The 12,048-nt window shown below is 63.4% G+C and carries 11 protein-coding genes; 9 read left to right on the top strand and 2 right to left on the bottom strand.

Annotation, left to right across the window (positions count from 1 at the left end):
* Window positions 1–270: 270 nt before the first annotated feature.
* Together LQ232_RS13140 and xseA are read right to left on the bottom strand one after the other, a co-directional pair.
* Window positions 271–852, bottom strand: a complete 582-nt coding sequence (locus LQ232_RS13140) for a superoxide dismutase (protein ID WP_230180802.1) — start codon at window positions 850–852, stop codon at window positions 271–273.
* Between the two features lie 87 nt (window positions 853–939).
* Window positions 940–2,256: an exodeoxyribonuclease VII large subunit gene (gene xseA / locus LQ232_RS13135; protein WP_230180801.1), complete on the bottom strand. Its 1,317-nt coding sequence runs from the start codon at window positions 2,254–2,256 to the stop codon at window positions 940–942.
* A gap of 364 nt (window positions 2,257–2,620) precedes the next feature.
* On the opposite strand from xseA, the gene LQ232_RS13130 reads away from it, so the two are divergent.
* From LQ232_RS13130 to LQ232_RS13090, 9 genes are all read left to right on the top strand, one after another.
* The gene (locus tag LQ232_RS13130) at window positions 2,621–3,259 is read left to right on the top strand and encodes a MotA/TolQ/ExbB proton channel family protein (RefSeq protein WP_230180800.1); all 639 of its coding nucleotides are present in this window, start codon (window positions 2,621–2,623) and stop codon (window positions 3,257–3,259) included.
* A 15-nt stretch (window positions 3,260–3,274) separates the two neighbouring features.
* The gene (locus LQ232_RS13125; protein WP_230181591.1) at window positions 3,275–3,706 is read left to right on the top strand and encodes a biopolymer transporter ExbD; all 432 of its coding nucleotides are present in this window, start codon (window positions 3,275–3,277) and stop codon (window positions 3,704–3,706) included.
* Between the two features lie 28 nt (window positions 3,707–3,734).
* On the top strand, window positions 3,735–4,799 hold the full coding sequence (gene lpxK / locus LQ232_RS13120) for a tetraacyldisaccharide 4'-kinase (protein ID WP_230180799.1): 1,065 nt from the start codon (window positions 3,735–3,737) through the stop codon (window positions 4,797–4,799).
* Window positions 4,800–4,815: 16 nt separating this feature from the next.
* Entirely contained in the window at window positions 4,816–5,055 is a 240-nt protein-coding gene (locus LQ232_RS13115; protein ID WP_230180798.1) for a Trm112 family protein, read from the top strand.
* 1 nt (window position 5,056) lies between these two features.
* The gene (gene kdsB / locus LQ232_RS13110) at window positions 5,057–5,818 is read left to right on the top strand and encodes a 3-deoxy-manno-octulosonate cytidylyltransferase (RefSeq protein ID WP_230180797.1); all 762 of its coding nucleotides are present in this window, start codon (window positions 5,057–5,059) and stop codon (window positions 5,816–5,818) included.
* Between the two features lie 93 nt (window positions 5,819–5,911).
* Window positions 5,912–6,568, top strand: coding sequence for an adenylate kinase (gene adk / locus LQ232_RS13105; protein WP_230180796.1), 657 nt, complete (start codon window positions 5,912–5,914; stop codon window positions 6,566–6,568).
* A gap of 104 nt (window positions 6,569–6,672) precedes the next feature.
* Complete coding sequence (gene dnaG / locus LQ232_RS13100) at window positions 6,673–8,736, top strand: DNA primase (protein WP_230180795.1); 2,064 nt, start codon at window positions 6,673–6,675, stop codon at window positions 8,734–8,736.
* 117 nt (window positions 8,737–8,853) lie between these two features.
* Complete coding sequence (gene rpoD, locus LQ232_RS13095) at window positions 8,854–11,100, top strand: RNA polymerase sigma factor RpoD (RefSeq protein WP_230180794.1); 2,247 nt, start codon at window positions 8,854–8,856, stop codon at window positions 11,098–11,100.
* Between the two features lie 94 nt (window positions 11,101–11,194).
* A complete protein-coding gene (locus LQ232_RS13090; RefSeq protein WP_230180793.1) occupies window positions 11,195–12,019 on the top strand; it encodes a lipase family protein in 825 nt (274 codons plus the stop codon).
* Window positions 12,020–12,048 lie beyond the last annotated feature (29 nt).

Below are 12,048 nucleotides of genomic sequence, written 5' to 3'. Positions count from 1 at the left end.
GCTGGTTGAAAACCTTCCGCGACACGGCTTGACCGGTTGGCGGATTGCGACCCGCCTTGCTGACTTCTGAAGATCCAGAAAGGCGACGGGAAGGGCCTGATAAAAACCGAGGACGAATGTACCACCGCTCAAGCCGCTAAGCGGTATTTGGCACAAAAGCATCTAAATACCAAAGATGACGAAAGGGTATTGAAGTCTTTTCATCAAAAACCGGTCGACAAAAAAGCCGGGCATTGCCCGGCTTGATGATGCTCACGAAGCCTGAAAGGCTCAAGCAAAGTTCTGTGCCGCGAAATCCCAGTTGACCAGCGAGTTCAGGAAGGTCTCGACGAACTTGGGGCGCGCATTGCGGTAGTCGATGTAGTAGGCATGCTCCCACACGTCGATGGTCAGCAGCGCCTTGTCGGCGGTGGTCAGCGGGGTGCCAGCAGCGCCCGTGTTGACGATGTCCACCGTGCCATCGGGCTTCTTGACCAACCAGGTCCAGCCCGAACCGAAGTTGCCCACGGCCGACTTGGTGAAGGCTTCCTTGAAGGCGGCGTAGCTGCCGAACTTGGCGTTGATGGCATCGGCCAAGGCACCTGTGGGCTCACCACCGCCCTGGGGCTTCATGCAACTCCAGAAGAAGGTGTGGTTCCAGATCTGGGCCGAGTTGTTGTAGACGCCACCGCTGGACTTCTTGATCGTGTCCTCAAGCGACAGGTTCTCGAACTCGGTGCCGGGAATCAGGTTGTTCAGGTTGGTGACGTAGGCCTGGTGGTGCTTGCCGTAGTGGTACTCGAAAGTCTCTTTCGACAAGTGAGGGGCCAATGCGTCTTGGGCGTAAGGCAGGGGGGGGAGCGTGTGAGCCATGGTGCTTGATCCTCTTGGAATTAAAAACGTGAACAATTTCTGATTGTAGGCAGGTGCTCCAGGCATTCGCGAGGATGCCCGCAAAACTCAGTCGGCGGCTGTGGCTTCTCCTGCGGATGAAAGCGCCGCGTCAATGGATCGGTTGGACACTTGGACCTGCAAGCGACCATCGGCCAAGACCACGTCCAAGGTGGCCCCTACGCCGGCCTGCGACGCTTTGGTGACCGCATGGCCACTCGCATCGCTGAGCCAGGCGTAGCCACGCTCCAGCACGCGCTGCGGGTCCAGAGCATGCAGGCGGTTTTGCAGTGCATGGACCTGATGCTGCGCGTGCGATTGCTGCTGCGAAACCGCCCGAACCAAACGTGCATGCCACGCCGGCAAGGCTTGTGCGGCCAATCCCACACGACGGTGGCTGGCGCCCCGCATGCGTTGCGCCAACAAGGCCAGGTCATGCCGATGCCCACGCAAGGCCTGGGCCGGACGAGCCAGGCGCATCGCGGCTTGGTCCAGGCGCTGAGCCAAGCCATCCAGCCGCTGCCCCATCCTCTGGCCCATCGCGGTGGCGATGGCGGCCAAGTCGCCTTGGGCCTGCCCTTGTGCACGGGCCACCAGTTCAGCAGCGGCCGTGGGCGTTGGCGCCCGCAAGTCGGCCACAAAGTCGACCAGCGTGACATCGGTTTCATGGCCGACACCACTGATCACCGGAATCGGGCATTGCGCGATGGCGCGCACCACCCGCTCGTCGTTAAAAGCCCACAGATCCTCCAGCGAACCGCCGCCCCGGCACACGATGACAGTGTCGATGACCATGCCCGCATGGTGGTTCAACACCACCTGGGCCAAGGCCGAAACGATCTGCGCGGGCGCCTCGACACCCTGCACCGAGCATGGTGCCACCACGACCTCGACATGCGGCGAGCGCCTCCGCAATGTCGTCAACACGTCTCGCAAAGCCGCGGCCGCCAGCGAAGTGACCACCGCCACGCGGCGCGGAAAATGACTGATCTCACGCTTGCGCGAAGGCTCGAACAGGCCCTCGGCCTCCAGCTTGGCCTTCAAGCGCAAAAACTGCTCGTAAAGGGCCCCGGCACCAGCCCGTTGCATGCCCTCCGCCACCATCTGCAGTTCGCCGCGCGCTTCGTACACGGAGAGGTTGCCGCGCACCTCGACCAGCATGCCTTCGCTGGGCGTGAAATCGACCTGGGACAAGGCCCGGCGGAAGATGGCGCAGCGCAAACTGGCGCCGCCGTTTTCGTCTTTCAGCGTGAAATAGCCATGGCCGCTGGCGGCGCGCGTGAAGCCGCTGATCTCGCCACGCACCACGCACAGGGGGAAGCGCGCAGCTAGGCTGTCGCTGATGGCATTGATCAGGGCCGAAACGCCCCACACGCGAGCCGTCATGGATAACCCCAAGACCATGCGCCCGATTCAAACAGCGCGGAGGGGCCGCATCGCCAGCAGACAAGCGCCTGCGGAAGTCCACAACCGCGCACTTCAAGGCCGAAACGGCCTAAAACGCTGTCACAGAGCCTTAACAATGTCATAAGCATATGATTCACAAAGACTTTTAGCTGCTTAAAAATGTAGCAATCTGTAGAGGGCCGCGAATTTTCGCGGTTTGGCGGGCCGCCAGGATGGCTTACCCACAAAGTTATCCACAGCTTTGGTGGATGACTCCCCGGTCGCCAATGAGATGAATCGGAGCCGGGAAAGCGCAAATTTCAGCGCCATAATCTGCGGCTTAGCGTGACCTTTGGAGCTCTCGTTGCTGTCGATCTTACAAGCTGCTGGCTGGCCAATCTGGCCTCTCGTGCTGTGCTCTATCGTGGCCCTGGCCCTGATCATTGAACGGTTTTTGAGCCTGCGCGCTTCTCGCGTGGCCCCGGCTCGGCTGGTCGATGAGGTCATGGCCGTGACCCGCGCCAGCCTGCCCACCGTGGACACGGTCAACAAACTGGCCGAGAACTCCTCGCTGGGGCTGGTGCTGGCCCAAGGCCTGCGCACGGCCATGGCCGAGCCTCGCATCACCGACGCCAATTTGCGGGCCTCGTTCGAGACCGCGGGCCGGCAGGCCGTGCACGACATGGAGCGCAATCTCAGCGCCCTGGGCACCATCGCCAGTGCCGCGCCCTTGCTGGGGCTGCTGGGCACCGTCGTGGGCATGATCGAAATTTTTGGCGCCTCGGGCGCGTCCTCCGGCACGGCCGGCGCCAACCCGCTGGAACTGGCGCATGGCATCTCGGTGGCCTTGTACAACACCGCTTTCGGCTTGATTGTGGCCATCCCGTCGTTGGCCTTCTACCGGCATTTTCGGGCCCGGGTTGATGCCTACACCCTGGACCTGGAGCAGGCGGCCGAACGCATGGTGCCGCACATCCTGCGCCTGACCACCAGCCGCCGCTGAGCGCTTGCCATGTCGATGAATTTCCGCACGCGCCACCGCGAAGACCCCGAGATCAACCTCATCCCGTTCATTGACGTGCTGCTGGTGATCCTGATCTTCGTGATGCTGACCACCACGTACGCCAAGTTCACCGAGCTCAAGATCAACCTGCCCGTGGCCAACGCGCAGTCCACCAAGCCACGGCCCAAGGAGCTGGTCGTGGTGGTCACGGCCGATGGGCGCTATTCGGTGGACAACCGACAGGTCGAAGGGCGCAGCGTTGAATTGCTGGCCGCGGCCTTGACCGCGAGCACCGGGGCGAACCGTGACACCGTCATCGTGCTGACCGCTGATGCCTCTGCAACGCATCAGAGCGTGATCAACGTGATGGACGCGGCGCGGCGCGCCGGCTTGTCGCAGCTGACCTTCGCCACCCAAGGCCAGATGGGCGCGGCGGCCCAGCCCTGATCGGCGTGCTCAAGACCTCACCCTGCTGATGGCTTCGATCACGCAGCGGATTGTTCGCAGTTGGTCATCGCGGGGGCTTTTGCCGATCTTGCTGTGGCCGGTGTCCGCGTTGATGCTCGGCCTGGTCGCCCTGCGCCGGCACGCCTACCGTGTGGGCCTCATGAAGGCCGAATCGCCAGGCCTGCCCGTGCTGGTGGTGGGCAACCGCATCGTCGGCGGGGCGGGCAAAACCCCGGCCACGATCGCCATTGTTCAGCACCTGCAACAGCAAGGCTGGCACCCTGGTGTGCTGACGCGGGGCTACAAGCGCGCGGCAGACGCCCCGGCCTTCGCGCTCATTGACCCCTCATCGGCCGACCAGTTGAGCGCCGATCAGGTGGGTGACGAGCCCCTGCTGATCTGGCGGCGCACGCATGTGCCCGTGATGGTGGGCCGCGACCGCGTCGAAGGTGGGCGGGCTTTACGCCGGGCCTGCCCAGCGATCGACATCCTGGTTTGCGACGATGGCTTGCAGCACTTGAAGCTGGCCCGTCAGATCGAGGTCGTGGTGTTTGACGAACGTGGCGCTGGCAACGGGTGGCTGCTGCCGGCAGGGCCCTTGCGCGAGCCCATCGCCCCTGCTGCTTGCGGCTCGCTGGTGGCACCACCCATTGTTCTGTACAACGCCGCGGCACCCACCACGCCATTGAAAGGGCACCTGGCGCACCGCGGCATGTCGCCCCTACAACCGCTGAGCCAATGGTGGTCGGGCCAAGGCCGCAACGCCAGCTTGCAACCACCCCGAGAAGGCGCTTGGGCCGTGGCCGGCATCGCCCACCCACCCAAATTTTTTGACCAACTGGCCGCGTTGGGCTTCACCACCCACCCCGTGGCACGCGATGACCATGATCCCTACACCGCCTTGCCCTGGCCCGAGGGCATCGCGCATGTCATCCTGACCGAAAAAGACGCGGTCAAAATAAAGCCCGAACGCGCGCGCCAGGAGCGCCCCGGCACGCAAGTGTGGGTGGCGGCACTAGACTTCAGGCCTGACACCAGCTTCTGGCAGGCGATCGACTCGGCGCTGGCGCGATTGCCCGGCCCTCACCTTTAACGGAAAAATCATCCCGATGGACACTCGACTCATCGAACTGCTGGTCTGCCCTCTGTGCAAAGGCCCTCTGCACCGCAAGCCCCAGGGCCAGGCTCTGATCTGCGCGGCGGATCGACTCGCCTACCCCATCCGCGACGGCATCCCCGTCATGCTGGAAAACGAAGCCTTGCCGGTGGAAGAAAACGACGACCCCATTCCCAACGCCGCCCTGCTGACCGGCAAGCCCGGCGCCGCCCACGACGCCGGGGCCGCCTGACATGGGCTTTTCGGTCCTGATCCCGGCGCGGCTGGCCTCGAGCCGCCTGCCCAACAAGCCGCTGGCCGACATCGCTGGCTTGCCGATGGTCGTTCGCGTGGCGCAACGCGCCGCCCAGAGCCGAGCCAGCCAGGTCGTGGTGGCCACGGACTCCCCTGAAGTGGCCGCCGCCTGCGAGCTCCATGGCGTGCGCGTCGTGCTGACCCGCGCCGACCATCCCACCGGCAGCGACCGCCTGGCCGAAGCCTGCGTGCTGCTGGGACTGGATGGCAACGATGCCGTGGTCAACGTGCAAGGCGATGAACCGCTGATCGACCCCGAGCTCATCAATGCCTGCGCCGACCAGTTGGACCAACGCCCCGATTGCGTGGTCAGCACCGCCGCCCATGCCATCGACGATGCCGATCAATTCGGCAACCCCAACGTGGTCAAGGTGGTCACCGATGCCTTGGGCCGCGCCATGTATTTCTCGCGCGCCCCGATTCCGTGGTGGCGTGATGCACCCACGCCCGGCCAAGCGGCCTCGGGCGCAGGCGCGCCCCTGCGCCACATCGGTATCTACGGCTACCGCGCTGGCTTTTTGCGCCGCTTTCCGCAACTGCCGCCCAGCCCGCTGGAAGCCGTCGAATCGCTTGAACAATTGCGCGTGCTGTGGCACGGCGAGCGCATCGCGGTGCATGTCGCGCTTCAGCCCCCTGGGCCTGGCGTCGACACCCCCGAGGATCTTGCCCGCATTCGCGCTCTCTTCGAGGGTAGAACTTGAGGGTTGAATGAACGCCGCGTGCTATCCTGCGCGGCTTGCAAGAGCTGTTCGGCGCCAGCCGTCCGACAGCGTCATCGGATACCGAGGAGAACCATGAGACTCATCCTGTTGGGTGCGCCTGGCGCCGGCAAAGGCACTCAGGCCACGTTCTTGTGCCAGAAGTACGGCATCCCGCAAATTTCGACGGGCGACATGTTGCGCGCGGCTGTCAAGGCGGGCACCGACATGGGCCTGGCCGCCAAGAAGGTCATGGACGCCGGCGGCCTGGTGGGTGATGACATCATCATCGGCCTGGTCAAGGAACGCATCGCTCAGCCTGATTGCGCCAAGGGTTTCCTGTTCGACGGCTTTCCGCGCACCATCCCGCAAGCCGACGCCATGAAGGCCGCCGGTGTCAACCTGGACATCGTCCTTGAAATCGACGTGCCCGATTCGTCCATCATCGACCGCATGAGTGGCCGGCGCGTGCACCCTGCTTCGGGCCGCACCTACCACGTCAAGTTCAATCCTCCCAAGGTTGAAGGCAAGGACGACGCCACTGGCGAAGACCTGATCCAGCGTGACGACGACAAGGAAGAAACCGTGCGCAAGCGCCTGGAGGTCTACCACCAGCAGACCCGCCCGCTGGTGGACTACTATTCACAATGGGCCGCCACGGGTGACAAGGCCGCCCCTCGTTATGCCAAGATCAGCGGCGTGGGCACGGTGGATGAAATCACCACCCGCGCCTTGCAAGCCCTGGGGGCCTGAGCCAGACGCCGTCACAGCCCATCCCGGCTTGACCCACGGCCCCCTCGCTTGCCCAGCGTCGGGGCCGTTGTCTTTCCTGTCACTTCAGACCGAAGCCTCGCCCCGTGATCCCACCGTCATTCATCCAAGACCTGCTGGCCCGCACCGACATCGTCGAGGTGGTGGGCCGCTACGTCACCTTGAAGAAAGCGGGGATCAACTTCAAGGGCCTGTGCCCCTTCCATGGCGAAAAATCGCCCAGCTTCATCGTCAGCCCCAGCCGCCAGACTTACCACTGCTTTGGCTGCGGCGTGCACGGCAACGCCGTTGGCTTCCTGATGGAGAACGCGGGCCTGGGCTTTGTGGAAGCCGTGAAGGACCTGGCCCAGATCCAGGGCATGCCCGTGCCCGACGACGACAGCAAGCCCGAAGACCGCGAGAAAGCCAAGGCCCAGAAAGAAAAGCAGACCTCGCTGACCGACGTGATGGCCAAAGCCACGCAGCACTGGCGCCAGCAATTGAAAAGCACACCTCGGGCCGTGGACTACCTCAAGGCGCGGGGGCTGACCGGCGAGATCGCCGCGCGCTTCGGCATGGGCTATGCACCCGACAACTGGCGCGGCCTGGCCAGCGTTTATCCCAAGTACGACGACCCCTTGCTGGTGGAAGCCGGCTTGGTCATCACCTCTGACGATGGCGAACCGAGGGCCGATGGCGAGGCCAAGCGCTATGACCGCTTCCGCGACCGGATCATGTTCCCGATCCGCAATCCGCAAGGCGAGGTCATTGGTTTTGGCGGCCGGGTCCTGGACAAGGGTGAGCCCAAATACCTGAACTCGCCCGAGACCCCGGTCTTCATCAAGGGCCGCGAACTCTACGGTTTGTACGAAGGCCGCAGCGCCTTGCGCACCAAGGGCTATGCCCTCGTCACCGAAGGCTACATGGACGTGGTGGCCCTGGCCCAATGGGGTTTCGGCAACGCCGTGGCCACCCTGGGCACCGCCTGCTCGGCCGAACACGTGCAAAAGCTGTTTCGCTTCACCGAACAGGTCGTGTTCAGCTTTGACGGCGATGGGGCCGGACGCCGTGCGGCCGGACGCGCGCTGGAGGCCGCCCTGCCCTTTGCCAGCGACACCCGCCGCATCAGCTTCCTGTTCTTACCCGCCGAGCACGACCCGGACTCGTACATCCGCGCCTTCGGCCCCGAGGCTTTTGAAGCCTGCGTCCAGCAGGCCGTGCCCCTGTCACGCCAGTTGCTGGAGCACGCCAAAGGCGACTGCGACTTGAACACAGCGGAGGGGCGCGCGCGCCTGCAAGCCCAGGCCCTGCCCCTGATCGGCCAGTTACCCGAAGGCGCCCTGCGCGGCCAGATCGCCGATGAGTTGGCCGCCATGGCGCGCACCGCCCCCGAAGAGATCCGCCGACGCCTGGCTGCCCAGGCCGAGCCAAAGCAAACGCCCAAAAGAGGCCACCAAGAGCATCGCGATGGCGACCAGTCACCGCCCTGGGACAACAGTTATACCGGCGAGCCCGCCGACGAACACAGCTACCAGAGCTACGGTGACGACGGCGCGCCCCAACCCCGCCGCCAAGGTGGTGGCAAACGCGGCGACTGGAAAAAGCCCTGGGATGGCAACAGCCGCTGGCAGCGCAAAGGCAGCCCGGTGGTGGACCGGCGCCCCTTGCCTCAAGCCGCCGGGCGCCTGGACCGCATCGTCTGGCTGATGATCGCCCGCAGCGACTTCTGGGAGCAGGTGCCCGCCTCGGCCCACGACTTGCTCTGCGAACAACCCGCCGTCTACGGTCATTTTTTCAGGTGGCTGGACCGCCTGGTGCACGACCAAGGCGCGATGAGTGCTCAGGAGTTGATTGACCGCATGCGCCACGCCACCTTGGGCGACGATGACAACCCCGACCACAGCGATTCTGCCGAGCCAGACCCCGGTTTTTCGGCCCTCGCCCAACGCATCACCAATTTCCACGACGTGCTGACCGGCCAGGAGTCGCTGGAAGAACTATTGGGGCAGATCAAGCACCTGCAATTGCAGTCGATGCAGGACGAACTGGAGCTGTTGACCCAGTCGGGCGAGCTCTCCGACTCGGCCGAGGCCAGAAAGATCGAGTTGATCCGCCAATCCTTGACGCTCAAGCTTGAAATCAGCCGCATGCGCCCCACTTCTGCCTCCTAGCAGTCGATTTCGCCGGTCATGTGGCACACCGCCAGCATGACTATTTTTGACGCAACTCTCCGCATGAAGGATAATGGAGGGTTCGACAAGCCCCCAGCCCATCTTTCGAGGATCCGCATGACCGCGAAGAAGACCGCGAAGACAGAAACCGCGAAAGTCACCCCTGCGTCGCAGGCCTTAGAGACGACCGACAAGAAGGTCGCCAAGACACGCGTGCCCAAAGCCGAAGCAGCCGAGGGTGCGGCCGCGAGCGAGCCCAAGAAGCGTGGGCGCAAGCCCAAGGCTGCTGTGGATGCAGCCCCCGCCGCCGCTGCCAAAAAGGATCCCAAGAAGGCCGCCTTTGAAGAAGAAGACATCGGCGACATCGAAGCCGAACTCGAAGGTGAGCCTGAGGCCGTAGAGGCCGAAGTCGCTGACGGCACCTCTGACGACAAGCCCAAGGCCAAGCCCTTGCGCATGAAGGTCTCGCGCGCCAAAGAGCGCGCATTGATGCGCGAATTCGGCATCGACGAGACGGCCTTGTCCGAAGAAGAAGTTGCCAAGCGCCGCCAGGAACTCAAGACCCTGATCAAGATGGGCAAGACCCGTGGTTTCCTGACGCATCAGGAAATCAACGACCACTTGCCCGAAAAGCTGATCGAGGCCGAAATCCTCGAGGCCATCATTTCCATGTTGAACGACATGGGCGTGGCCGTTTACGAGCAGGCCCCCGACGCCGCCACGCTGTTGCTGGCCAGTGCCACCACCAGCACCGCGACCGAAGAAGAAGCCGAAGAAGAAGCCGAAGCCGCGCTGTCCACAGTCGATTCCGAGTTTGGCCGCACGACCGACCCTGTCCGCATGTACATGCGCGAAATGGGCACCGTCGAGCTGCTGACGCGCGAAGGCGAAATCGAAATTGCCAAGCGCATCGAAGGTGGCCTGCAAGCCATGATGCTGGCCATCTCGGCCTCGCCCACCACCATCGCCGAGATCCTGTCGCTGTCCGACAAGATCCGCAGCGGCGAGATGAAAATCTCCGAAGTGGTCGATGGTTTCGTGTCCGTGGGCGAAGCCGACGACTACGTCGCCGAAGAAGACTTCGACGAGTTCGATGAAGAAGACGACGACGACGGCAACGGCGGCTCCAAGGCCCTGACCAAGAAGCTTGAAGAGCTGAAGAACCAGGCCCTGGAACGCTTCGACACCTTGCGCACCAACTTCGAAAAGATGGCCAAGGCCTTCGAGAAGGATGGCTACAAATCTTCGCCTTACAACAAGGCGCAAGAAGGCATCAGCCAGGGCTTGATGACCATCCGTTTCACGGTCAAGACCATTGAGCGCCTGTGCGACGTGCTGCGCTCGCAGGTCGACGACGTGCGCCGCTACGAGCGCGAACTGCGCAAGATCGTGGTGGACAAGTGCGGCCTGCCGCAAGAGCACTTCATCAAGTCTTTCCCGCCCAACATCCTGAACCTGAAGTGGGCCGAAAAGGAAATTGCGACCGGCAAGCCTTACGCCGCCATCATGCAGCGCAACCTGCCTGCCATCCAAGAGTTGCAGCAGAAGCTGATCGACCTGCAGGCCAAGGCCGTCGTGCCCATCGATGACCTGAAGACGATCAACAAGCGCATGAACGAGGGCGAAAAGGCCTCGCGCGATGCCAAGAAGGAAATGATCGAGGCCAACCTGCGCCTGGTCATCTCGATCGCCAAGAAGTACACCAACCGTGGTTTGCAGTTCCTGGACCTGATCCAGGAAGGCAACATCGGCTTGATGAAGGCGGTGGACAAGTTCGAATACCGCCGCGGCTACAAGTTCTCGACGTATGCAACCTGGTGGATCCGTCAGGCCATCACGCGCTCGATCGCCGACCAGGCCCGCACCATCCGCATCCCGGTTCACATGATCGAAACGATCAACAAGATGAACCGCATCTCGCGCCAGCATTTGCAAGAGTTCGGCTTCGAGCCCGATGCGCCCACGCTGGCCGCCAAGATGGAAATGCCGGAGGACAAGGTCCGCAAGATCATGAAGATCGCCAAAGAGCCGATCTCCATGGAAACGCCGATCGGGGACGACGACGACAGCCACCTGGGCGACTTCATCGAGGACACCAACAACACGGCGCCCATCGAAGCAGCCATGCAGGCCGGTCTGCGCGACGTGGTCAAGGACATCCTCGACAGCCTGACGCCGCGCGAAGCCAAGGTGCTGCGCATGCGTTTCGGCATCGAGATGAGCACGGACCACACGCTGGAAGAAGTCGGCAAGCAATTTGACGTGACGCGCGAGCGCATCCGCCAGATCGAGGCCAAGGCCATCCGCAAGCTCAAGCACCCCAGCCGGTCCGACAAGCTGCGCACTTACCTGGACAACCTGTGATCCACCCGGACCACGGCTGAGCCAGTTTGACCAAATGCCCGGCATCCCCGGGCATTTTTCATGGCGCTTTCATTTTTACCCACAGAAGACACCGATGACCACCTGGCAAGACGTGCTGCGCCCCGGAGATGCGACCGACTTTTTCACGCGCGTGGCCCTGCCCGCCTTTGACCCCGGCACCAGCGACTACGTGGAAGGCAATGCCCTGTGGCTGGCCGAGTTGAGCCGCCTGGTCTACCGCCACGACATCGAAGAAAGCAATCCGCCGCCCCGGCCCACGCGGCGTAGTTTTCTGGACAAAGTCGGTTTGCAACAGCGGCGTTTTTTCCTGTGCGCCGAAACCGACACCCAGGCCATGCTGGTGACGGCCGGCTCGCCGCCCCAGTTCGCCGTGCTGGCCTTTCGCGGCACGGACACCCCCCGAGACAGCCTCACCGACATCACCTTGGGCTTGCAATTTCTGAGACTGCGCCGACCTGGTCTGCACCGGGGTTTTCGGCGCGCCCTTGATTCCATCTGGTCCGACATCGAGCCTGAACTGGCCGCCTTGGACTGTCCGATCTTCTACACTGGCCACAGTCTGGGCGCGGCCCTGGCCACCCTGGCTGCGGCCAGGCGCACACCCCGGGCCGTCTACAACTTTGGCGCCCCCCGCGTTGGCAACGCCGCCTTGGCCAGGTCCATGCGCCACCTGCCCATCTACCGGGTGGTCGACGACATCGACCTGGTGTCCATGGTCCCGCCGGCTTTCATGGGCTTCAGGCACGTGGGCCACGAAGTGCGGCTGCGCGCCCCTCGCGGCACAGGCGCCCTGGTCAATCCGTTGGCCTGGCGCACCACACCCCCGGCTTTGCTGGCGGATCACGCCCCAGTCAACTACATTGACCGGATGCCGAGCGCAAGGCATGCCACCGAATAGGCCTCAAAACCCGTGTGATTTTTCACACC

Origin of the sequence: Aquabacterium sp. CECT 9606 (assembly GCF_918741295.1) — a bacterium.
GTDB lineage: Bacteria > Pseudomonadota > Gammaproteobacteria > Burkholderiales > Burkholderiaceae_C > Aquabacterium.
Note: the sequence above shows the minus strand (reverse complement) of the source record. Positions and strands in the feature narration are given on the sequence as shown.

Excerpts from the sequence above, each read along its gene's own strand:
- LQ232_RS13140 (WP_230180802.1), bottom strand. The coding sequence starts at position 852 with ATGGCTCACACGCTCCCCCCCCTGCCTTACGCCCAAGACGCATTGGCC.
- xseA (WP_230180801.1), bottom strand. The coding sequence starts at position 2,256 with ATGACGGCTCGCGTGTGGGGCGTTTCGGCCCTGATCAATGCCATCAGC.
- LQ232_RS13125 (WP_230181591.1), top strand. The coding sequence starts at position 3,275 with ATGAATTTCCGCACGCGCCACCGCGAAGACCCCGAGATCAACCTCATC.
- lpxK (WP_230180799.1), top strand. The coding sequence starts at position 3,735 with ATGGCTTCGATCACGCAGCGGATTGTTCGCAGTTGGTCATCGCGGGGG.
- LQ232_RS13115 (WP_230180798.1), top strand. The coding sequence starts at position 4,816 with ATGGACACTCGACTCATCGAACTGCTGGTCTGCCCTCTGTGCAAAGGC.
- kdsB (WP_230180797.1), top strand. The coding sequence starts at position 5,057 with ATGGGCTTTTCGGTCCTGATCCCGGCGCGGCTGGCCTCGAGCCGCCTG.
- adk (WP_230180796.1), top strand. The coding sequence starts at position 5,912 with ATGAGACTCATCCTGTTGGGTGCGCCTGGCGCCGGCAAAGGCACTCAG.
- rpoD (WP_230180794.1), top strand. The coding sequence starts at position 8,854 with ATGACCGCGAAGAAGACCGCGAAGACAGAAACCGCGAAAGTCACCCCT.
- LQ232_RS13090 (WP_230180793.1), top strand. The coding sequence starts at position 11,195 with ATGACCACCTGGCAAGACGTGCTGCGCCCCGGAGATGCGACCGACTTT.